Source organism: Synechococcus sp. RS9909 (assembly GCF_014279595.1).
Taxonomy (GTDB): domain Bacteria; phylum Cyanobacteriota; class Cyanobacteriia; order PCC-6307; family Cyanobiaceae; genus Synechococcus_C.
Window position 1 is genome coordinate 2,107,458 of the sequence record NZ_CP047943.1, and the last position, 19,715, is coordinate 2,127,172.

25 protein-coding genes and 1 riboswitch are annotated in these 19,715 nt (G+C 65.9%); of the genes, 16 read left to right on the forward strand and 9 right to left on the reverse strand.

All coding sequences use genetic code 11. The features are described 5' to 3' along the window. Positions 1-55 precede the first annotated feature (55 nt). The 3 genes from SynRS9909_RS11205 (at position 56) to SynRS9909_RS11215 (ending at position 3,358) form a co-directional block, all read left to right on the forward strand. On the forward strand, positions 56-1,324 hold the full coding sequence (locus tag SynRS9909_RS11205) for an FtsW/RodA/SpoVE family cell cycle protein (RefSeq protein WP_116431307.1): 1,269 nt from the start codon (positions 56-58) through the stop codon (positions 1,322-1,324). 68 nt (positions 1,325-1,392) lie between these two features. Further along, positions 1,393-2,061 carry a cytochrome c biogenesis CcdA family protein gene (locus tag SynRS9909_RS11210; RefSeq protein ID WP_050752493.1) on the forward strand — a complete coding sequence of 223 codons (669 nt, stop codon included), beginning with the start codon at positions 1,393-1,395 and terminating at the stop codon, positions 2,059-2,061. Between the two features lie 4 nt (positions 2,062-2,065). After that, a complete protein-coding gene (locus tag SynRS9909_RS11215; RefSeq protein WP_007101627.1) occupies positions 2,066-3,358 on the forward strand; it encodes a cytochrome c biogenesis protein ResB in 1,293 nt (430 codons plus the stop codon). Here SynRS9909_RS11215 and queF read toward each other — a convergent pair. After that, positions 3,330-3,743 carry a preQ(1) synthase gene (gene queF / locus SynRS9909_RS11220; RefSeq protein WP_038001111.1) on the reverse strand — a complete coding sequence of 138 codons (414 nt, stop codon included), beginning with the start codon at positions 3,741-3,743 and terminating at the stop codon, positions 3,330-3,332. The genes SynRS9909_RS11215 and queF overlap by 29 nt on opposite strands. 143 nt (positions 3,744-3,886) lie before the next feature. Beyond that, positions 3,887-3,962, forward strand: a riboswitch (Glutamine riboswitch). Positions 3,963-4,019: 57 nt separating this feature from the next. Here queF and SynRS9909_RS11225 point away from each other — a divergent pair. The 3 genes from SynRS9909_RS11225 to SynRS9909_RS11235 all read left to right on the forward strand — a co-directional run bounded on the left by SynRS9909_RS11225 (position 4,020) and on the right by SynRS9909_RS11235 (position 4,914). After that, positions 4,020-4,238, forward strand: coding sequence for a DUF4278 domain-containing protein (locus SynRS9909_RS11225; protein WP_007101624.1), 219 nt, complete (start codon positions 4,020-4,022; stop codon positions 4,236-4,238). A gap of 69 nt (positions 4,239-4,307) precedes the next feature. Continuing rightward, positions 4,308-4,535, forward strand: coding sequence for a hypothetical protein (locus SynRS9909_RS11230; protein ID WP_038001109.1), 228 nt, complete (start codon positions 4,308-4,310; stop codon positions 4,533-4,535). A gap of 40 nt (positions 4,536-4,575) precedes the next feature. Further along, the gene (locus SynRS9909_RS11235) at positions 4,576-4,914 is read left to right on the forward strand and encodes a P-II family nitrogen regulator (RefSeq protein ID WP_007101622.1); all 339 of its coding nucleotides are present in this window, start codon (positions 4,576-4,578) and stop codon (positions 4,912-4,914) included. Positions 4,915-4,924: 10 nt separating this feature from the next. On the opposite strand, the gene SynRS9909_RS11240 is transcribed toward SynRS9909_RS11235, so the two are convergent. Then, a complete protein-coding gene (locus SynRS9909_RS11240; RefSeq protein WP_186593724.1) occupies positions 4,925-5,740 on the reverse strand; it encodes a TlyA family RNA methyltransferase in 816 nt (271 codons plus the stop codon). Between the two features lie 99 nt (positions 5,741-5,839). On the opposite strand from SynRS9909_RS11240, the gene SynRS9909_RS11245 reads away from it, so the two are divergent. From SynRS9909_RS11245 to fumC, 4 genes are read left to right on the forward strand one after another with little or no spacing between them, the layout of a single operon-like run. Next, entirely contained in the window at positions 5,840-6,103 is a 264-nt protein-coding gene (locus tag SynRS9909_RS11245; protein ID WP_240307838.1) for a hypothetical protein, read from the forward strand. 49 nt (positions 6,104-6,152) lie between these two features. Next, positions 6,153-7,448 (forward strand): adenylosuccinate lyase, encoded by a 1,296-nt coding sequence (gene purB / locus SynRS9909_RS11250; RefSeq protein WP_007101618.1) that lies wholly within the window; start codon positions 6,153-6,155, stop codon positions 7,446-7,448. Between the two features lie 13 nt (positions 7,449-7,461). Continuing rightward, a complete protein-coding gene (locus SynRS9909_RS11255) occupies positions 7,462-7,563 on the forward strand; it encodes a hypothetical protein (protein ID WP_007101617.1) in 102 nt (33 codons plus the stop codon). Further along, positions 7,560-8,957 (forward strand): class II fumarate hydratase, encoded by a 1,398-nt coding sequence (gene fumC, locus SynRS9909_RS11260; RefSeq protein WP_007101616.1) that lies wholly within the window; start codon positions 7,560-7,562, stop codon positions 8,955-8,957. Before SynRS9909_RS11255 ends, fumC begins: the two co-directional genes overlap by 4 nt. 4 nt (positions 8,958-8,961) lie before the next feature. Here fumC and SynRS9909_RS11265 read toward each other — a convergent pair whose 3' ends face one another. Both SynRS9909_RS11265 and SynRS9909_RS11270 read right to left on the reverse strand, forming a co-directional pair. Further along, positions 8,962-11,736: an RNA helicase gene (locus SynRS9909_RS11265; RefSeq protein ID WP_007101615.1), complete on the reverse strand. Its 2,775-nt coding sequence runs from the start codon at positions 11,734-11,736 to the stop codon at positions 8,962-8,964. Positions 11,737-11,746: 10 nt separating this feature from the next. Then, positions 11,747-12,685, reverse strand: coding sequence for a bile acid:sodium symporter family protein (locus SynRS9909_RS11270; protein ID WP_007101614.1), 939 nt, complete (start codon positions 12,683-12,685; stop codon positions 11,747-11,749). 59 nt (positions 12,686-12,744) lie between these two features. Here SynRS9909_RS11270 and SynRS9909_RS11275 point away from each other — a divergent pair, with 59 nt between their 5' ends. The 5 genes from SynRS9909_RS11275 to SynRS9909_RS11295 are packed head-to-tail and all read left to right on the forward strand — an operon-like array spanning position 12,745 to position 16,216. Then, positions 12,745-13,881, forward strand: a complete 1,137-nt coding sequence (locus SynRS9909_RS11275) for an 8-amino-7-oxononanoate synthase (protein WP_038001105.1) — start codon at positions 12,745-12,747, stop codon at positions 13,879-13,881. Further along, positions 13,874-14,620: an alpha/beta hydrolase gene (locus tag SynRS9909_RS11280; protein ID WP_007101612.1), complete on the forward strand. Its 747-nt coding sequence runs from the start codon at positions 13,874-13,876 to the stop codon at positions 14,618-14,620. Before SynRS9909_RS11275 ends, SynRS9909_RS11280 begins: the two co-directional genes overlap by 8 nt. After that, on the forward strand, positions 14,620-15,390 hold the full coding sequence (locus SynRS9909_RS11285) for a methyltransferase domain-containing protein (RefSeq protein ID WP_007101611.1): 771 nt from the start codon (positions 14,620-14,622) through the stop codon (positions 15,388-15,390). Before SynRS9909_RS11280 ends, SynRS9909_RS11285 begins: the two co-directional genes overlap by 1 nt. After that, positions 15,387-16,046 carry a dethiobiotin synthase gene (gene bioD, locus SynRS9909_RS11290; RefSeq protein ID WP_007101610.1) on the forward strand — a complete coding sequence of 220 codons (660 nt, stop codon included), beginning with the start codon at positions 15,387-15,389 and terminating at the stop codon, positions 16,044-16,046. Before SynRS9909_RS11285 ends, bioD begins: the two co-directional genes overlap by 4 nt. Before the next feature lie 14 nt (positions 16,047-16,060). Then, positions 16,061-16,216, forward strand: a complete 156-nt coding sequence (locus SynRS9909_RS11295) for a hypothetical protein (RefSeq protein ID WP_007101609.1) — start codon at positions 16,061-16,063, stop codon at positions 16,214-16,216. A gap of 5 nt (positions 16,217-16,221) precedes the next feature. On the opposite strand, the gene SynRS9909_RS11300 is transcribed toward SynRS9909_RS11295, so the two are convergent. The 3 genes from SynRS9909_RS11300 to SynRS9909_RS11310 are packed head-to-tail and all read right to left on the reverse strand — an operon-like array spanning position 16,222 to position 17,249. Next, positions 16,222-16,470, reverse strand: coding sequence for a hypothetical protein (locus tag SynRS9909_RS11300; RefSeq protein WP_038001855.1), 249 nt, complete (start codon positions 16,468-16,470; stop codon positions 16,222-16,224). Positions 16,471-16,510: 40 nt separating this feature from the next. Beyond that, complete coding sequence (locus SynRS9909_RS11305) at positions 16,511-16,711, reverse strand: DUF3143 domain-containing protein (protein WP_007101607.1); 201 nt, start codon at positions 16,709-16,711, stop codon at positions 16,511-16,513. Next, on the reverse strand, positions 16,680-17,249 hold the full coding sequence (locus SynRS9909_RS11310) for a J domain-containing protein (protein WP_116431396.1): 570 nt from the start codon (positions 17,247-17,249) through the stop codon (positions 16,680-16,682). Before SynRS9909_RS11310 ends, SynRS9909_RS11305 begins: the two co-directional genes overlap by 32 nt. Before the next feature lie 59 nt (positions 17,250-17,308). Between SynRS9909_RS11310 and rsmG the strand changes: the two genes are divergently transcribed. After that, complete coding sequence (gene rsmG / locus SynRS9909_RS11315) at positions 17,309-18,061, forward strand: 16S rRNA (guanine(527)-N(7))-methyltransferase RsmG (RefSeq protein ID WP_007101605.1); 753 nt, start codon at positions 17,309-17,311, stop codon at positions 18,059-18,061. Between the two features lie 29 nt (positions 18,062-18,090). Here the strand turns inward: rsmG and SynRS9909_RS11320 are convergent, their stop codons facing one another. Both SynRS9909_RS11320 and SynRS9909_RS11325 read right to left on the reverse strand, forming a co-directional pair. Continuing rightward, positions 18,091-19,311, reverse strand: a complete 1,221-nt coding sequence (locus SynRS9909_RS11320; RefSeq protein WP_038001103.1) for an aldo/keto reductase — start codon at positions 19,309-19,311, stop codon at positions 18,091-18,093. Next, positions 19,308-19,703 (reverse strand): ferredoxin, encoded by a 396-nt coding sequence (locus SynRS9909_RS11325; RefSeq protein WP_038001101.1) that lies wholly within the window; start codon positions 19,701-19,703, stop codon positions 19,308-19,310. The genes SynRS9909_RS11320 and SynRS9909_RS11325 overlap by 4 nt, the downstream gene beginning before the upstream one ends. Positions 19,704-19,715 lie beyond the last annotated feature (12 nt).

The window sequence follows — 19,715 nt, forward strand, 5'->3', positions numbered from 1 at the left end:
CCGACGTCAAGTCGGGCTTTTTTGTGGCTTGGCAAAGTCGCCCTCAGGCGTCTGAATGGGAGGTCATAACTCGATGGCGTTGCGCAGTTCCCGTGTCCTCACCCGTAGAAGCCAGCCAGCCGAACGGGCAACCGAGCGGTCTGCCGGTTTCTGGCAGCGGCATCTGCCCCTCGATTGGTCGCTCTGGCCTGCTGAAGCCAGGCTTTTGATCAGCCTCACCGCCATCTGGAGCATCGCCGGCCTGCTGATCCTGGCCTCCGCGAGCTGGTGGGTCGCAAGCCGGGAAATGGGCGAAGGGGCCTACTACGTGAAACGCCAGCTGATCTGGATGGGTGCCAGCTGGATGCTGCTGATCAGCGCGATCAGCACCGATCTCCGGCGCTGGATGAAGATTGCCGGTCCTGCCCTCTGGCTGGGAATCCTGCTGGTGGGAGCGACCCTCGTGTTCGGAAGCACGGTGAACGGCGCCAGCCGCTGGCTGGTGATCGGCCCGATTCAGATCCAGCCTTCCGAATTGGTGAAGCCGTTTGTGGTGCTCCAGGCCGCCAGTCTGTTTGCGCACTGGAAACGCAGCGCCGCTGATCAGAAACTGCTCTGGCTGGGCAGCTTCGGAGCCCTCATCCTGCTGATCCTCAAGCAACCGAACCTGAGCACCGCAGCACTCACCGGACTCCTGCTGTGGCTGATGGCCTTTTCCGCCGGTCTCCGCCTGCGCACCTTGTTCGGCACCGCGCTTCTTGGTGGGCTTCTGGGCTTCGCCAGCATCATGATCAATGAGTATCAGCGCCTTCGGGTGATCTCCTTCCTGGACCCGTGGCAGGACCCCCAGGGCAACGGCTATCAACTCGTGCAGAGCCTGCTAGCGATCGGCTCGGGTGGTCTGTTTGGCGAAGGCTTCGGCCTCTCGACCCAGAAACTGCAGTATCTGCCCATCCAAAGCACCGATTTCATCTTTGCCGTGTATGCCGAGGAATTCGGCTTCATTGGCTCCTTGATGCTGATCCTCTTTCTCATGCTGGTGGGCTTCCTCGGCCTGAGGGTGGCGCTGCGCTGCCGCAGCAATCAAGCCAGGCTCACGGCGATCGGCTGCACCAGCCTGTTGGTGGGGCAATCGGTGATGAACCTGGCCGTGGCCTCCGGCTCGATGCCCACCACCGGTCTGCCTTTGCCGATGATCAGTTACGGCGGCAATTCTCTGCTCTCGAGCCTGCTGATCGCTGGGTTGCTGATCCGCTGCTCCCTGGAATCCACCGGTCTGGTGGGATCGCGTCGATTGAAACGATCAAGCGAGCGGTCGCCCCAGGGCGGTCCTGCTGCTCGATAAGGTGAATTTTCCTTCCTCAGGCAATCATCAACCTCGATCTCCCCGGACTTGCCCAGAGCAGTGAGCAGCTGCTGTCCCAGGCCCTCACCCAGCCTGGGCCAGTCACGGTAGGCCTGGTGTTCGTCGGTGGTGCCCTCACCAGCCTCGGCCCCTGCTCCCTCTCGCTGCTGCCGGTGACCCTTGCTTACCTGGCGGGCTTTGAAGGGCGCCAACCCCCCTGGCAGCGCAGCCTGCTGTTCTGCGCCGGCATCGTGTCGGCGCTGGTGATTCTGGGGAGCCTGAGCGGCTTGCTGGGGCGCATCTACGGACAAGTGCCCGATGCGCTCGCCACTGTGGTGGCCGTTCTCGCCCTGGTGATGGGCCTGAACCTGCTCGGCCTGGTCCGGCTCCCCCTTCCGGCAGGGCCCGATCCCCAGCACTGGTCCCAGCACGTGCCGGCCCCTCTGGCCCCGATCGCAGCAGGACTGGCCTTCGGCCTGGCCGCATCGCCCTGCACCACCCCCGTGCTGGCGGTGTTGCTGGGCTGGATCGCCACCAGCGGCAGCCCCCTGATCGGCGTGGTGTTGCTCTCCAGCTTCGGCTTCGGCCAGGTGATGCCCCTGCTCCTGGCTGGCAGTGCCGCCGCCAGTGTTCCGGGTCTGCTCGCCCTGCGGCCAATCGGCCGCTGGGTTCCCCCCATCAGCGGCATGGTGCTCATCGCCACCGGTGCTCTCACCCTGTTCTCCCACTGGATCTGAACCGATGACTGCCCTGCGCCGCCTGGCTGCCCTGCTGTCAGACCTGCGACTGGCGATCGGACTGTTGCTCCTCATCGCCCTGGCCAGTGCCATTGGCACGATCCTGCCCCAGGACGAAGCGGCTGAGCTCTATCTGGAGCGCTTCAACGCCACCCCCTGGCTCGGCCTGATCAACGGCGACTGGATGCTGACGCTCCAGCTCGACCACGTGTATCGCAGCACCTGGTTTCTGGGGCTGCTGGCCTGGCTGGGGTTGGCGCTGATGCTCTGCAGCTGGCGCCGGCAGTGGCCGGCCCTGCAGGCGGCTCTGCGTTGGGTGGATTACCGGGAACCACGCCAGTTGAGCAAGCTGGCGCTTGCACAGAGCGTCAGCCTGCCCGATCCCGATGCGGCCCTTCTGAGGCTCAGCCACACCTTGCGGCAATCGGGCTGGCAGGTGCAGGAGGGAGAGAAGCGCATCCAGGCCCGTCGCGGCACGATGGGCCGGGTCGGACCCCTTTTGGTGCACACCGGCCTGGTGCTGCTCATGCTGGGTGCCGCCTGGGGATCCCTGGCTGGTCACCGGCTGGAACGATTCCTGGCTCCGGGCCGGAGCCTCGACCTGCTCGATCGCGCCGGCAACAGCCAACTCACCCTCACGCTGGAAGACTTCGCGATCGATCGGGACCCGGCCGGCCGGCCGGAACAATTCCGCTCGCAGCTGCTCCTGCGGGGCCCCGACGACATCAACAATGAACGGCAGATCAGCGTCAACCATCCGTTGCGCTACCGCGGCATGACGGTGTACCAGGCCGATTGGTCACTGGCCACGATCACCGTGCAGCTGGGCAACAGCCCGAAGCTGCAGCTGCCCCTGCAGAGCTTTCCCGAGCTGGGGGAACAACTCTGGGGCCTGGTGCTGCCGACCCGGCCGGATGGGAGCGAACCAGTGCTGCTGACGGTGAGCAGCGAACAGGGGCCGGTGCAGGTGTTCGGTGCAGGAGGGGAGGCCCTCGCGACCCTGCGCCCTGGTGGCGATGCCGCAGAGATCAACGGTCTGCCGATGCGGGTGTGGAGCATTCTTCCCGCCAGCGGGCTCCTGCTCAAGCGCGATCCAGGGGTGCCCCTGGTGTATGCGGGCTTTGCCATCACCCTGCTCGGGGGCGGCCTGAGCATGGTGGCCACCCGACAGCTGTGGGCGATTCAGGATGTTGATGGGTGCCAGCTTCATGTGGCTGGCCTCTGCAACCGCAACCTTGGGGGCTTCGCCCGGGAGTTGCCGGAACTGATCAGCACGGCTGTCGCGAGCCGTGCGTGACGCGCACCACGGTGTGCACATTGCCGCGCGGATGAAAATCTGCCTCCAGCTGCATCCACACCGGGTCGCAGGCCGCCACCAGGTCGTCGAGGATCCGATTCGTCACCTCCTCATGGGAGATCGTGCGCTCGCGATAGCTGTTCACATAGAGCTTGATCGCCTTGAGCTCCACCACGCGGGGCCCGGGCTGGTAGAGCAGACGCAGAACAGCGAAATCGGGATAACCGGAAAACGGGCAGAGGCAGGTGAACTCCGGCAGCTCGATCGCAATCTCATAGGGCCGGCCGGGCCGGGGGTTCTCAAAACAGATCAACTCCGCCTCGGCGATGGCGCGTTCGCCATACAGGGGCGTGCGCGTGGAAGAGGAGTCAGAAGGGGACGTCAAAGCGGAGTCAGAGGCGGTGGACGAACGCATCACGCAGACACAACAGCATCATCACGCTACAAACTCACAAACTTTTCACAAACAAACAGGCAAACTGTTCACCATGAACAGCATCGATAGGGTAGAAATGCATTGAAGGACAAAACGTTGAGCTTGATGGGTGCTCCGCATCTGTCGTTCAGCCGGAAGTAGCCCCTCCGCAAGGCGAAGCAACGCTCCTTCCATCGAAGCGGCCCCGACCCATCGGGGACTTTCCAACCCTTCGAGGCTCCCACCATGACTGTTCAACAACGCACCTACCGCGGCGTCGCCTACGACGCCAGCCAGCACGAGCAACCCAGCAAGCAGGCGGTGGATCACACCTACCGCGGCCAGCACTATGACGCCCCCCTGCGTCACGACGCCGCCGCTGCCGAAACCGGCATTGAGCTGCACTATCGCGGCACCACCTACGAGCACCGCCAGGCTGAGGCCCAGAACCAGGTCAACTCCTGATTCGGTTGCAAAAAGCACAACTCAGACCCGGGCGAAGCGCCGTAATGGACTCATTGCCCGGGTCTTTTCATGGATCTTTGCCTTTACAGCTCCAGCCCTTCGATCCGCCTGCGCCCGGGGACCGTTCACGGCATGCTCTGGCTCCAGACCCATTTTGAAGCGGAGCACTGGGATCTTCTCGCCGATGGGCTGGTCACTCTCCCCTCCGCCGACGCGGAAGCCCTGCGTCACGACGCCATTGCCGCAGGTCTGCAAGTGAGTCAGCTTCCGGCCCTTACGGCAACCAAACGGATCTGACACACTGCCCGTGACTGAACGCCACCCCATCTGACATCACATGAAAAAAGTTGAGGCGATCATCCGCCCTTTCAAGCTGGAGGACGTGAAACTGGCCCTGGTCAACGCCGGAATCGTGGGCATGACCGTGAGCGAAGTGCGTGGCTTCGGCCGTCAGAAAGGCCAGGTGGAGCGCTATCGCGGCTCGGAATTCACCGTTGAGTTTCTCCAGAAGCTGAAGGTTGAAGTTGTCATTGACGATGCCAGGGTTGACACCGTGGTGACTGCCATTGCTGAAGCCGCCAAAACCGGTGAAATCGGCGACGGAAAGATTTTCATCTCGCCGATCGACACCGTGGTGCGCATTCGCACCGGCGATCGCGACGGCTCCGCTCTCTGATCGTCAACCGTTATCCAGCCAGCGTCGTGCGCACGAGCGTCTCGATGGCCTGAAGCTGAAGGGGAGTCTGGGGCTTCCCTTCAGCCAACCAGAGCAGATATTCATGGTTTCCGGCGGGGCCCGTGATCGGGGAGGCCACCAGACCGTGGGGGCTCCAACCCAGTGGCTCCGCTGCTGCGATCACCCCCTGCAAAGCCACAACATGGGCGTCAGGATCACGCACAACACCCCCTTTGCCGACCCGCTCGCGCCCCACTTCAAACTGCGGTTTCACCAACACCACAGCCTCGGCGCCTTCAGCTTGCAGCAGGCCGCGTAATGCCGGCAGCACCAGACCGAGTGAAATGAACGACACATCCGCAACCGCCAGGGTCGGTCGCAGATCCGCTGCTTCAAACAGCTCCTCCGGCGTCAGTCGCCTGAGGTTGGTGCGTTCCCGCAGGATCACGCGATCGTCGGTGCGCAGGCTCCAGGCCGTCTGCCCGTAGCCCACATCAATGCCATAGACCCGAGCAGCCCCATGTTGAAGGAGGCAATCGGTGAAGCCACCGGTGGAGATGCCGCCATCAAGGCAGATCCGACCCTCGAGCTTCAGAGGAAAGGCTTGGAGGGCAGCCAGAAGCTTCTCCCCACCGCGGGAGACAAAGCGTGGTGGCTGCTCGACCTGCACCTCCAGATCCATCGGCACGTCCTGACCTGGTTTATCGAGCAGCTGACCGCGGCCATCCCGCACCCGACCGGCACGGATCAACTGCTGGGCCTGCTGACGGGACGGCACCAGCCCCAGCGTCAGCAGATGCAAATCCAGGCGGTGTTTACGGGCCATTTCGTCATAAAAGCAGAGGGGAAAACCGAACAAAACCAGAGGTTCCCCCCAGCGCAGCAGGAACCACCGGGAAGATCAGTCCAAGCCGCCCGCAGGGACGTGTCCGCTCAACAGCCACCCCGATCCAACCAGCGTCGTCGCTCGGCCCATTGCCCCCATCTTCAGAGCGTGCCGAACCAGGACGCCACACCCGTTCTCGAGCTGCTCGCTCCAGGCACGTTCGTGACTCTCGACAACCATCCCAAGGATCTCCCCCCTTTTCAGGTGATCCACTGCCGGGGAGGGCGGTGCTGGGTGCGCCAGCAGGCCTGGGGACACCATGTGCAATGGGAGGTGGAGCACAACCGCCTCACCTCGGCCTGACGTCACAGCCACGCCATACATTGGTTGGGTTGTTGCCACGCGCTGGCCCTTGATCGAGCGCTACACCCTGCCCGAGATGGGCGAGCTCTGGACGGACAGGGCCAAGTATCAAAGCTGGCTCGACGTGGAAGTCGCCGCCTGCGAAGCCAATTGCAGCCTCGGTCGCGTTCCCGAGACAGCCATGGAGGAGATTCGCGCCAAAGCGCGTTTCGAGCCCGAGCGGATCCTCGCCATCGAAGCGGAAGTGCGTCACGACGTGATCGCCTTCCTCACCAACGTCAATGAACACGTGGGGGATGCGGGCCGTTACATCCACGTAGGGATGACCAGCAGCGACGTGCTCGACACCGGTCTGGCGCTGCAGCTCAAGGCCTCCGTCGCCCTGCTGCGCAAGGAGCTGTCGGCACTGGATCAGGCCATTGCCGCGCTGGCTGCCGAGCACAAGGACACCGTGATGATCGGCCGCTCCCACGCCATCCACGGCGAACCGATCACCTTCGGCTTCAAGCTGGCCGGTTGGCTCGCGGAGACGCGGCGCAACGCCGAGCGCCTCGAGCGGCTGGAGCGGGATGTGGCCGTCGGCCAGATCAGCGGCGCGATGGGCACCTACGCCAACACCGATCCCGAGGTGGAGCGCCTCACCTGCGAGCGCCTCGGCCTCAGCCCAGACACCGCCAGCACCCAGGTGATCTCCCGTGATCGTCACGCCGACTATGTGCAGACCCTGGCGTTGGTGGGCGCATCTCTCGATCGCTTCGCCACCGAAATCCGCAACCTGCAGCGCACCGACGTGCTGGAGGTGGAGGAAAGCTTTGCCAAAGGCCAGAAGGGCAGCTCGGCCATGCCCCACAAACGCAACCCGATCCGCAGTGAACGCATCAGCGGCCTGGCCCGGGTGCTGCGCAGTTATGTGGTGGCAGCCCTCGAGAACGTGGCGCTCTGGCACGAGCGTGACATCAGCCACAGCTCCACCGAGCGGATGATGCTTCCCGACTGTTCGGCGACCCTGCACTTCATGCTGCGGGAAATGACCGCCGTTGTGGCTGGCCTCGGGGTCTACCCCGACAACATGCGCCGCAACATGAACGTGTATGGCGGTGTGGTGTTCAGCCAGCGCGTGTTGCTGGGCCTGGTGGATGCCGGCATGAGCCGGGAGGATGCCTATCGGGTGGTCCAACGCAACGCCCACAGCGCCTGGAACAGCAACGGCGGTGACTTCCGCGCCAACCTGGCGGCGGATCCGGAAGTGACCGGCAAACTCAGCGCCGAGCAGCTAGCCGACTGTTTCAGCACCGACCTCCATCAGGCCAATCTCGGCGTCATCTGGGATCGTCTCGGCCTTTGAGTCGCACAAGGCGATGTTCTGGACCCCCTACGCCGACTGGATCTACGTGGTCATCAGCCTGAGCGGCCTGCTGTTGATCATCACGCTGGTGCTGAGGAGCAACCCGAAGCGATGACGCATGCAATCCGGACCGATCATGACAGCATGGGCCCTGTGGAGGTGCCAGCTGAGGCGCTCTGGGGCGCTCAGACCCAACGCTCGCTCCAGAATTTCGCCATCAGCCAGGACACCGTCCCCCTGGAACTGATCCACGCCCTGGCCCGGATCAAACAGGTGGCCGCCGTGGTGAACACCCGCCTGGGCGTTCTCGATCAGGAGCGCTGCACTCTGATTGTGGAGGCGGCGGCGGCGGTGGCCGAAGGCCAGCACGACGCGCACTTCCCCTTACGGGTCTGGCAGACCGGCAGTGGCACCCAGACCAACATGAACCTCAATGAGGTGATCAGCAATCTCGCGGCCCTCTCCGCTGGCGAGCCCCTGGGGAGCCACAGGCCGGTGCACCCGAATGATCACGTCAATCGTTCCCAATCGACCAATGACGCCTTCCCGGCCGCCATCCACGTTGCAACCGCCGCAGGGATCAGCCGCCGCTTAGTACCTGAACTGCAAAGGCTGGAGGAGGCCTTGACCAAGAAAGCCGAAGCCTGGAACGGGATTGTGAAAATCGGCCGCACCCACCTGCAGGACGCGGTGCCACTCACCCTGGGCCAGGAAGTGTCCGCCTGGCGCGACCAGATCGGCACGGCGACCGAGCGGATCGATGCCTGCCTCTCCGAAGTGCTGTCTCTGCCCCTTGGCGGCACGGCCGTTGGCACAGGCCTGAACGCACCCGATGGCTTTGCGGAGCAGGCCGCCGCCGAGCTTGCACGCCTCACCGGCCTGCCCTTCCGCTCAGCGCCAAACAAATTCGCCGTGATGGCCAGCCATGACGGCCTGGTGCATGCCATGAGCCAGCTTCGGCTGCTGGCGGTGACACTGCTGAAGATCGCCAACGACATCCGCTTGCTGGCCTGCGGCCCCCGCGCCGGCCTGGCCGAACTCCATCTGCCGGAAAATGAACCCGGCAGCTCGATCATGCCCGGCAAGGTGAATCCCACCCAGTGCGAGGCGATGGCGATGGTGTGCACGCAGGTGATCGGCCTCGATGCCGCTGTGGCCATGGCGGGAGCCGGTGGGCACCTGCAGATGAACGTGTACAAACCGCTGATCGGCTTCAATCTGCTCCAGGCGATCACCCTGCTCACGGATGCCTGCCGCTGCTTCCGGGTGGCGATGGTGGAAGGGATGGAACCGAACCGCAGCCGCATTCAGCGCGACGTCGAGCAGTCGCTCATGCTCGTGACACCCCTGGCGCCGGTGATCGGCTACGACAAAGCCAGTGCCATCGCCAAATATGCCCATGAGCAGGGCACGAGCCTGCGCGATGCTGCCCTGGAGCTGGGCTACGTCAGCGCTGAGGATTTTGACCGGATCGTGGATCCGGCGGCGATGACCGTGCCACACGGATGACCCGTCAGGCGGCCCGTTCCGTCGCCGGATTCAGGCCGCCCGCCTCCGCAGCCGCCGCCTTGAGCAGATCCTCGGCTTCCGCCACCGGGAAGCGGTTGATCGCTTTCAACGCCTGGCGGGCATGGCGCCGCAGCTGCTCACTGATCGCCTCGCAGTAGGGCACCTGGGCGAGCAGATCCACCGTGCGCCGCATGATCCGCACCACATCCCCCTCATCCAGGGAGGTGTTGGCAATCAGATCGTTCCAGGCCGTGCCGCTCGCCCAGGCCTCCACCAATCCCATCAGCTCCGGTTCCCACCAAGCGGGCATCACCACCTGGGCCCGCTCCTGGGCCCGCAAGAGCTCACGGCGGATCCCCATCAGGTCATGCAGAGCCTCCTCAGCCCGCGGCGGCGGCGGAAAACCGCTCCAGAGATCGGGACGGTTCACCTCCGTGCTGATCGCCTCGAACACCGCCGCCAGTTCCGCTGGCTGCAGCTCATCCAGGTGCCCACTCATCAGCGCCAGCCCCAACCAGAGCTCGTTGTCACCGCGCAGGGCCGCCACGGTCCGCCCGATCTCGGTGGGCTCCAGATCATCCAGGCAGCCGAAGTGCTGCAGGATCTCAATCAAGGCCAGGAAGGTCTCCCAGTGCCGGTTGGCCCGGTGGTGAAGCATCTGCTGTCGCTCACGGATTTCCAGCTCCAGTTCCTCCATGCGGCGCCGGTGCTTCTTCAACTGACGGCGATCACCCCAGCGATGGGCCGGATGGGCCTCCAGATCAGCCTCCAGCTCCTGCACCAGACGCGCCTGGGTGAGCACCTCACCGGCCAGGTCGTACTGGGGTGTGGTCATGTCGTGGCGCTGGGCCATATGCCCCACCGCCAGGGCCAACCCACCGCTCTGCTGATCACCATGCCGCAGCTCACCGGCTCGGCGCAGCTCCGGTGGATTCACCCCCTCCACCTGAAGGCAGCTCAGTTCCGCATGCAGGCTCACCACAGCCTGGCAGGGCAGCAACAGCCAGGCGTTGTCGTCGGTGAGGCACAGCAGCAGGGGGAACTGACCGGGGCCATCGCATTTCTCGACGATGACCGCGGGCGTGACCACCCCCCGAAGCTGGGGCGCCTTGAGGCTCACCAGGGTGCCGACACTGGCGAACTGCAGCGCCAGCGTGAGCTCGTGGGCAAGGGTTTCTTCCGCCTGTTGCTGCAGGATCCTGAGCAGTCGACGCTCCTCACGCAAGCGACCCCGGCGTTTCTCGTACTCCTCGAAGTCTTCCCAGGGCACATCACCCGCCGTGCCCTGCAGCTGACCGAGCTGGAGGCGCAGCTGGGTGAGGATCTCTTCTTCTTCAACCAGATCGAGGCTGGCGAGGTAGCGGCCGAAACTGCGCTCCACCAGCTCCCGCGCCTTCGCCAGATCGTGGCGCTGCAGCAGATTCAGCACCATGCCGTAACTCGGGGTGAACTGACTCACGAGCGGATCGGAGGGGCTGGTGGCCAGCTGCCCGGCCTCACGCACCCCCTCAAACCGGCTCTGCACCGTCACCACATAGCCCTGGGAATCGAGACCTCGCCGACCGGCGCGACCGGCCATCTGCAGAAACTCACTCGCCATCAGCGGCCGATGGCCCCGCTCGGTGCGCTTGGACAACGCCGCGATCACGGTGCTGCGAGCCGGCATGTTGATGCCGGCCGCCAGGGTTTCCGTGGCAAACACCACCTTCACCAACCCCTCCTGGAAAAGTTCCTCGATCAGCTCCTTCCAGGCGGGAAGCACGCCGGCATGGTGCGCGGCGATGCCGCGCAGGAGAGCATCGGCATGCACCCCATCACGCACCGCCTCCGGATTGGCGCTGGCGTAGGCCTTGAAGCGCTCGCGGATCCTCGCCTGTTCGTTCTCATTCACGAGGCATTGCGCACCGAGATCGCGAACCGCCTTGTCACAACCGCGCCGGCTGAAAATGAAATAGATGGCTGGAAGCATGTCCCGTTCGGCCATCTGGGCGACCACGAAACTGATCGGTGGTGGCTCGGGCTGGGGTGGCTTGGGGGAGCGGCCTTTGCGTTTGCTCCCCTTCGGAGCACGCCAGACCTTGCAGTTGGGATGGAGACCGGTGCCCTGATCGTTCAGCAGCGGGTGCAGACCCTTGGCACTGCAGAAACTGAACTGCAGCGGAACGGGCCGATGATCACTCAGAACAAGCCGGGTGGGGCCATGCACCCGCTCGATCCAGTCGGTGAGTTGCCCGGCATTGGCCACCGTGGCTGAGAGGGCCACCAATTGCACCGAAGGCGGGCAGTGAATGATCGACTCCTCCCAGACCGTGCCCCGCTGGGAGTCGTTCATGTAGTGGCATTCATCGAGCACCACCGCCTCCACATCCGCCAGCGGATCGCGATGCGCATCCGCCTCGGCGTAGAGCATGTTGCGGAAGATCTCAGTGGTCATCACCACGATGGAGGCCTCCCGGTTGACGCTGAGGTCACCGGTCATCAGACCCACGTTCTCCGCCCCGAACTGGGCGCGGAAATCGCGCAGTTTCTGATTGGATAACGCCTTGAGCGGCGTGGTGTAGAACACCTTCTGGCGATGCGCGATCGCCCGATAGATGGCGTATTCCCCCACCAAGGTCTTGCCCGATCCCGTCGGTGCACTCACCACCACGGAATGGCCCTGATTGAGGGCCTCGATGGCCTCCAGCTGGAACCCGTCCAGGGGGAAGGGGAAAATCTGCGCCGGATCCGGCGACCCCACGCTTGCGGGCTCAGCAGCCAGGGTGTCGATCTCGGCCATAGGCGCGATCCTAGGGACGCCGCCGCCACCAGGCCGCCAGGGCACTGCCGAGCAGGGAATGCACCACCGCGGAGATCGCCCCGGGCAGGGCCGTGAGCGGACTGGCGAATCCACCAGCCCGGGCCAACACCACCGCCAGCCCAGAGTTCTGCATCCCCACCTCCAGGCTGATCGTGCGACGTGACGACGCCCCGTCTCCCAGCAGGGCCGGAACCAAGAGCCCCAAGGCGAAGCCGCCGGCATGGAGCAGCACTGTGGCCAGAAGCAACAGCATGCCCTGACTGAGCAACGCCTGGCGCTGGCCGGCCAGGATCCCGGCCACGATCAAGGCGATGGCGACCACGGCAATCGGCGGCATCAACGGTTCGATCCGCCGCGCCAGCCCCGGCTGCCCCTGCTGCAGGGCAACACCGAGTGCCACCGGCACCAGCACCACCTGCAGCACATTGATCAACAGGGTCCAGCCCTCCACAGGCACATAACGCCCGGCCAGCAGGCTGGTGAGCGACGGCGTCAGCACCACCGCCAGCCCCGTGCTCAGGCTGGTCATCACCACCGAAAGGGCCACATCAGCCCTGGCGATCAAGGCCACGACGTTGCTGGCCGTGCCACCGGGGCAACACCCCACCAGGATCAGGCCCACCGCCAGCGGGGGTTCCAAGCGCAGGCCCCAGGCCAGCAGGGCCGCCAACGACGGCATCACCAGAAACTGCAACGCCACTCCGATCAAGGCGGAGCGGGGCCGAACCAGCACCCGGCGAAAGTCAGCCGGGGCAAGCCCCAGCCCCATGCCGAGCATGATCAGAGCAAGGCCCCAGGTGATCACGGGCCCCGTCACCCAGGCGAACAAGCCCGGCACCGCCAGCGACAGCAGGGCCGCCAGCAGGGTCCAGAGCGGGAACAACAGGGTGAAACGCTCCAGCGACGGCAGCGATGGGGACGACGACACGAGCTCGGCAGCAGCGCCACGCCATCCTGCAGGCTGCGGTGATCGCCAGACTGGTCGCCATGTCGATCCCTCCGGCCCGTCGTCGTCGCTTGCGAAGCTTCAGCAGCCCGCCCGGCAGCAGCCGGCTGCAGGTTGAAGGCTGCCATGACAGCGACTCCGGGCTCGTGGATCTGGCCAGCAACGACTATCTGAACCTGAGCCGCGACCCCAACCTGATCGCCGCGGCCCAGAGCGAACTGGCGTGCAGCGGCGTCGGCGCAGGAGGATCGCGGCTGATCAGCGGCAGCAGGCCGGTGCATGCCCGCCTGGAATCGGCCATGGCCGAGTGGCTCGGCCGGGAGCGGGTCCTGCTCTTCCCCAGTGGCTTCCAGGCCAACCTGGCCGCCATCGTCGCCCTGGCCGACCGGCACACCACCGTGGTGGCCGACCGGCTGATTCACCATTCCCTCCTGATGGGGGTTCGCGCCAGCGGCGCCCGGCTGAAACGCTTCGAGCACAACGACCTCCAGGCCCTGGAGCGCCAGCTGCAGGCCTGTGGACCTCACCACCGTGGGCATCCCCCCCTGGTGGTCACCGAAAGCCTGTTCAGCATGGAGGGCACCAGCCCGCCCCTGGGGGCCATGCTGGATCTCTGCCAGCAGCACGGAGCACGCTTGCTGGTGGACGAGGCCCATGCCCTCGGCGTGCTCGGCCCCGAAGGGCGAGGGCTGGCCCATGGCCTCCGCGAGGTGACGATGCTCAGCGGCACCTTCGGCAAGGCCTTCGGCAGCGGGGGTGCCTTTCTGGCCTGTGATGGCGCCCTCGGCGAGGCGCTGCTGCAGAGCAGCGGCGCCTTCCGCTACACCACGGCCCTGGCGCCGCCCCTGGCGGCGGCAGCCCTGGCGGCGCTCAGCCTGATCCAGGCAAACCCTCAATGGGGTGCCCAGCTGGTGGCCCGGAGCGAGCAATGGCGCGACCGGCTCCAGAGCGCCAGCTGGCAGCGCCCTGGCGGCCAGGGGCCGATCCTGCCGCTGCTGGTGGGCGATGACCAGGCAGCCCTCGATCTCCAGGCGCAGTTGGAGCAGGCCGGGCTGCTCACAGTGGCGATCCGCCCCCCCACCGTGCCGGAGGGAACGGCACGGCTGCGCCTGGTGCTGCATCGCCACCAGAGCGATGAGACATTGGAGATCCTGCTGAAGGCGCTTGCGTGTGGCTGATCCAGCGCACAACCAGGTCATCGCCATGCACGGCTGGAGCGGCGACAGCTCCGCCTGGCAGCCCTGGCAACGCCATTTCGAGCACCATGGCTGGCAATGGCAGAGCGGCGAACGGGGCTATGGAGCCTTCCACCCCGTCCGGCCCCGCTGGCAGGAGACGACTGGATGCACAGCCGCGCGGCGGGTGGTGATCGGCCACTCCCTGGGCCCCCATCTCGTGGAGGCGGAGGTTCTCGGCAGCGCCACGGATGTGGTGTTGCTCACCAGTTTCGGCCGCTTCGTGCCAGCCGGCGCCGCCGGTCGCGCGCTGCGCTCCGCCCTGATGGGGATGCACAACGCCCTGGGGAGCGATGGGGAGCGGGCCATGCTCGAACGCTTTCTGGCGCGTGCGGCCCTGCCCGCCCCGGCGTCGGCCCTGCCGCCAGGGCCATGGCAGACAGGGCTCACCCCAAACGGGCGGCGACGCCTCGATCAGGACCTGCAGCGGCTGCTGCACACCAGCGGCTTACCGGCGGGCTTCCCCCGGACGGCTCGGGTGCTGGTGGTGGACGCAGCCGATGATGCGATTGTGGCGCCGGAGGCCCGTCTGGAGCTGCTCGAGCAACTTCAGGACCATCTCGATCGCCCCCCCGAGCACTGGACATTGCACGATGCGGGCCACGCTCTGCTGGTGCCCGACCTGCTGGTTCGGGTGCAGCACTGGCTGGACGCGTCGCCGGCGCCGGGGCCGACGACGTGATGGAGCTCTCCCCCGGGGAGAACCCCTGGCGACACCAGGTGCTGCAGCGTTTTGACCGGGCTGCGCCCCATTACGTCGAGCATGCCGGACTGCAACGGGCCGTGGCCTGGCGTCTGGCCGGCCTCTGCCGCCGCCGACCGTTGCCACGTGGACACTGGCTGGATCTCGGGGCGGGGACGGGGATGCTGGCCGATGCCCTCGAAACCTTGCATCCGGGCCAGTCCGTTGGCCGCCTCGATGGCAGCGAAGCGATGCTGGCGCGCCAGAGCCAGCGGCATGACACGCAGAGGTGGGACCTGCAACAAGGGCTGCCACCCTGGCCTGATCGTCCCCAGGTGCTGGCCTCCAGCTTCTGCCTGCACTGGCTCGACGATCCCTGCCTGCGCATGCAGCAGTGGTATGAGGCGCTCGCCCCTGCCGGCTGGCTCGCCCTCGCCCTGCCGGTGAACGGCAGCTTCCGGCAGTGGCATCAGGCAGCCAGGGCAGCCGGACAGAGCTGCACCGCCCTACCTCTGCCAACCGCCACCAGCCTGCTCGAAGCTGTCCCGGCCAGAGCCGTGCGGCACCGGTCCCTGCATCGCTTCACCACACAGGCCCGCAGCGTGGCCGCCCTGCTGCGACCGATGCGCCGCGTTGGCGCCGGCAGCACCCCGGTGGAACCGCTGGGGGTGCGTGCCTGGCGACAGCTGGGCCGTCACTGGCCCGCCCCGGAGTCCGACGGACAGGTCAGACTGACCTGGATGATTCAGATCCTGCTGCTGCAGCGATGAGCGAGCGCCCCCGCGGTGCACCCCGGCTGGTGGTGTGCGGCACCGACACCGATGTAGGCAAAACCGTGGTGAGCGCGCTGCTGGTGCAGGGGCTGGGGGCCTGGTATTGGAAACCGGTGCAGAGCGGCCTGGAGCAGGGGGGGGATCGCGCCTGGCTGACGGCTGTGCTCCAGCTGCCGATGGAACGGCAGCTGCCGGAGGCCTATGCCTTTCAAGCAGCCGTCTCGCCCCACTGGGCTGCCGAGATGGAGGCGCAGATGATCGATCCGGACCGCCTCGTGCCACCCGAGACGAACGGCCACCCCCTGGTGATCGAGACCGCCGGGGGACTGCACGTGCCCCTCAATCGCCACTGGCTGCAGATCGATCAGCTGGAACGGTGGCACCTGCCGGTGGTGCTGGTGGCGCGCAGCGGCCTCGGCACGCTCAATCACACACTCCTGAGCCTGGAAGCGCTGAAGCGACGCTCCATCCCGGTGCTGGGCCTGTTCCTCAACGGCCCGCTGCATGCCGACAACCCCCGCACCCTGGAACAGTTCGGCGGTGTTCCGGTGTTGGCCCAGATGTCAAGACTTGATCCTCTCGATGCCGCCAGCCTGCAGGACACATGGCAACGGCAGGAGCTGGGGCCTAAGTTCGAGCGACTTCTGCTCTGACAGCACCCTCTGCCATGACCAGCCGCCAGACCTGGGCCACCGTGGCCGTGATCCTTCTCTGCGGTGGCATCCTGGTGCTGTTCACCGACGTGGAGGTCGGACTGGTCCGCTGGTTCAACTGTGGGCCACTGTCGACCAGCTCCGAAGACAGGAGCGAAGTCTGCCGCTGAAGCGCTCAACCCAGAGGCCTGGACCGCAGTGGACAGGACCCATGGCGCATGGCCACGTGGCGCACCGCCATCGGCAGCGTCCAGCCCTGGCGCAGCTGCTCATGGATCTGGTCGATCTGAGACGGTGACCAACCGGCCATTTCCAGCCGCACCTTGATCGAGGGCCAGAGGCCTTCAGCAAAAACATCCCGCCGTCCGAGGGCGGGCGTGATGAACCGCTTGGACAGGCGCGGAGAGGTGGTGGTTGCGGCCATGACGATCGGCCCGATCAACGCCCCCATCATGACGCCCCGATCAGGGACCGGCTCGCATCGCCGCCTCCACATCCAAACGGGGCAATCCGTAGGGGAAGGTTCGCTGTGAGCTGTGGCCAGAAGCCTGCCAACTGACGCAGAGATCCTCCTGCTCCAGACGAATCTCCGCCGACCACTCCGGCTGATGCCAACTCCACACGCAGGGATCGTCACCGCTGCGGCTGGCCCCCAGGCTCTCCAACCAGAGCTCCAGAGAGCGCAGAGAATGCTGATTCAGAGGGGTCTGGCCCGGCGGCAGGGCGGTCATCACGTCGGGAAAGCGGTTCGAACTGATCCCAAGTCTGCTCCTGCTGCAGCCAACTGGGCGCCACCTGAAGTTCCACACCCCGAAGCCAGGCACCGCCCACACCGAGCAGCAGACAAAGCAACAGAGCCGCCACCAGCATCACAATCGACAACCATTCCCCTCCCGAGAGCGGGCGGCGCACGCCGACGCTCCCCCAGCCGGAATCGGCAGAGACAGCATCGGGAGGCGACACGGGAGCCACGCTGACCGTTGCCTGCAGACCCGCGTCGTAACGGCGGCGCTGCACCGGATCGGCCAGCTGGGCGTAGGCCTCACAGAGTCGCTGAAACTCCTGTGCCGCCTGCTCCTGTGGTAAGGCGGTGGTGTCGGGGTGCAGCGCCTTGCTGCGGCGGCGAAACGCACGGCGCAAAGCATCGGGATCGGCCTCTGGAGGCACGGCCAACACGTCGTACAGGGTCCGGTTGTCTGCCACGCCCGGCTCAGAGCCTTCCACCGGCAGGCATCCTAGGGAGAACCGCCGTACGGAACGCCATGGCGACACCGTCCCGTTTTGACGGTCCCGGTCCCGATCTGTGGCAAGCCCTCGGCTGGACGCCGTCGACCTGGCAGCTGGAGCAGTTCGTCACCTTGCAGGAGGAACTGCGCAGCTGGAATCAACGGGTCAATCTCACCCGCCTGGTGGAGGGGGCTGATTTCTGGGTGGCCCAGGTGCTCGATAGTCTCTGGCCCCTGCTCAACGAACTTCAGGCCCCGCAGACGCCGCTCCGCTGCATCGATGTGGGAACCGGCGGTGGCTTTCCCGGCCTGGCGGTGGCGATCGCCCTGCCCGGGGCCCGGCTCACCCTGGTCGATTCCGTCGGTCGCAAGACCGCCGCAGTGATGGCCATGGCCGACAGCCTTGGTCTGGCTGATCGGGTGCAGGTGCGAACCGAACGGATTGAGCGCACGGGCCAGGACCCCGCCTGCCGCGGCCGCTTCGATCGGGCGATGGCGCGGGCCGTCGCCTCCGCCCCCGTGGTGGCGGAATATCTGGTGCCTCTGCTGCAGAAGGACGGCGAAGCGCTGCTCTATCGCGGTCGCTGGAGCGCAGCCGATGCACACCTACTCGGCAACGCCCTGCAGCCGCTCAACGCCAGTCTGCTGGCCTGTCAACAACGGGACCTTCCAGCTGACAAAGGACCGCGCCACCTGTTGCGGCTGCGTCCGCTGGCGACCTGTCCAGCCACCTACCCCCGCGCCGTCGGGATCCCTGCCAAGCTGCCCCTGGGCACCTCAGCGGACTGACAAACCGAAAGGCGATGGTGCGGCGGTGTTCAGGCGCTGGACAGCCTCTCGCTCACGACACCACCCACCCGGGTCCGTAGAGACCGCAAGATGGAGGGAATCTGCCTCGCCCAGGGGCTGGCGCCAACCGCAGCGAGCAGCTCCGCCTCCGACACGTTCTGATCGAGCGGATCAGCATTGGCACCAGGGAACCAATGGCTGCCTTGGCCGAGGAGGCCATAGCGGGCGCGGGCATAGCCCTCCAGCCCCCAGGCCTCCACCAGCCCATGCAGCCAGAGCAGCACTGGCACATTGATACCTCCAGGCGTCTGATCCCAGGACGGCAGGCCCCGATGCCAGCTCTCCAGCCAGGCGGATCCGAGGGCCTGCCTGGCGGCATCCTCCAGGCGCCGCTCCACCGGGGGCAGCAGCTGATCCACCTGATCGAGCCGATCCACCGCCTCCAGATGGAGGTCGAGATCGCCGGGGCAGGCGGCGCCAATGCTGATCGTGTGGACGCGGGGATCTCGCAGGCAGAACAGATCGTTGAACACGATCGGATGCAGGGGCTCACACAACGCCTGAAGACGGGGCGATGGCGTGTGCAGATGCCCGCCTTTGTCGGTGGGGCTGATGATGAACACCCCCATGTCGTGCTGCGCTGCCGCCTCGATCGCCGGCTCGTTGTCCTGGCGGATGTAATACCAATGCAAATTCACATAGTCGAAGGCATCACTGCGAATCGCCTCGACGATCAGATCAGTGGGTCCATGGGTGGAGAACCCGACATGGCCCACCCGGCCAAGCTGTTGCCAACGCCGCACCACCTCCAGGCAGCCGCCGGGGCGCAGGGTCTGTTCCAGATGGTCCGGCCGGTTGATGCCATGAATGGCCAGAAGATCGATCCGGGCCCCGCCCAGTCGTTCCACGCTGAGGCTGAGCTCCTGCTCGAAAGCCGCCGCATCGTTCCCGGGGGGAATCTTGGTCTGCAGAATCCGTTGCGCATCAGGCACCTGAGGCAGCGCCCAGCCCAGCTGGCGCTCGGAGCTGCCGTAATGGCGCGCGGTTTCCACATGGTGAAAGCCGCAGGCCACGGCGCGGCGCAGGGTGGCCTCCAGCTGTTGCTGCGACGCATGCGTGATCGCATCAGCGGCGAGATCGGTCCAGCTCTGCTGAAAGCGCATACCTCCCAAGGAAAGGATCGGCATCGGTAGCTCCGTCCTGCCGAAACGGCGGGTGGGCAGAGCGTGGCACCGCACGGTATTGCTCATGAGGCTCGGGGCCGTTGACGCTTCGGGCGCGCCAGCGAAGGAAGCCCCATCGGCAGCAGCTCCATAGCATCGAGGCGAGCCTTGAGCGCATCAAGCTCCTCAAAGGCGACCCAGTGAATGCAGTCCACCGGGCAGGTGTCGATCGCCTCCTGAATGCAGGCGGTGCTGTCGCCGTCCTGCCGGATCGCGCGGGAACGTCCGAGCCGCGGTTCAATTGCAAACGTATTGCCAGCCACGTGGGCGCAATAACGGCAGCCGATACACGCGGCCTCATCCACCCAAACGGCTTTCTCCCGAAGTGCTCCTCCCAGCAGCGGCTCCTGACCGTTGCGTGACTCAGGAGCAGTGACCGGGGCGCGGTAGGCAGCCGATGGTTCGATCGAAGAGGACACCGAGAGAAAGCC

Coding starts and splice junctions, on each gene's coding strand:
- SynRS9909_RS11205 (WP_116431307.1), top strand. CDS start 56: ATGGGAGGTCATAACTCGATGGCGTTGCGCAGTTCCCGTGTCCTCACC.
- SynRS9909_RS11215 (WP_007101627.1), top strand. CDS start 2,066: ATGACTGCCCTGCGCCGCCTGGCTGCCCTGCTGTCAGACCTGCGACTG.
- SynRS9909_RS11225 (WP_007101624.1), top strand. CDS start 4,020: ATGACTGTTCAACAACGCACCTACCGCGGCGTCGCCTACGACGCCAGC.
- SynRS9909_RS11230 (WP_038001109.1), top strand. CDS start 4,308: ATGGATCTTTGCCTTTACAGCTCCAGCCCTTCGATCCGCCTGCGCCCG.
- SynRS9909_RS11235 (WP_007101622.1), top strand. CDS start 4,576: ATGAAAAAAGTTGAGGCGATCATCCGCCCTTTCAAGCTGGAGGACGTG.
- SynRS9909_RS11240 (WP_186593724.1), bottom strand. CDS start 5,740: ATGGCCCGTAAACACCGCCTGGATTTGCATCTGCTGACGCTGGGGCTG.
- SynRS9909_RS11255 (WP_007101617.1), top strand. CDS start 7,462: ATGTTCTGGACCCCCTACGCCGACTGGATCTACGTGGTCATCAGCCTG.
- fumC (WP_007101616.1), top strand. CDS start 7,560: ATGACGCATGCAATCCGGACCGATCATGACAGCATGGGCCCTGTGGAG.
- SynRS9909_RS11265 (WP_007101615.1), bottom strand. CDS start 11,736: ATGGCCGAGATCGACACCCTGGCTGCTGAGCCCGCAAGCGTGGGGTCG.
- SynRS9909_RS11275 (WP_038001105.1), top strand. CDS start 12,745: ATGTCGATCCCTCCGGCCCGTCGTCGTCGCTTGCGAAGCTTCAGCAGC.
- SynRS9909_RS11285 (WP_007101611.1), top strand. CDS start 14,620: ATGGAGCTCTCCCCCGGGGAGAACCCCTGGCGACACCAGGTGCTGCAG.
- bioD (WP_007101610.1), top strand. CDS start 15,387: ATGAGCGAGCGCCCCCGCGGTGCACCCCGGCTGGTGGTGTGCGGCACC.
- SynRS9909_RS11295 (WP_007101609.1), top strand. CDS start 16,061: ATGACCAGCCGCCAGACCTGGGCCACCGTGGCCGTGATCCTTCTCTGC.
- SynRS9909_RS11300 (WP_038001855.1), bottom strand. CDS start 16,470: ATGGCCGCAACCACCACCTCTCCGCGCCTGTCCAAGCGGTTCATCACG.
- rsmG (WP_007101605.1), top strand. CDS start 17,309: ATGGCGACACCGTCCCGTTTTGACGGTCCCGGTCCCGATCTGTGGCAA.
- SynRS9909_RS11320 (WP_038001103.1), bottom strand. CDS start 19,311: ATGAGCAATACCGTGCGGTGCCACGCTCTGCCCACCCGCCGTTTCGGC.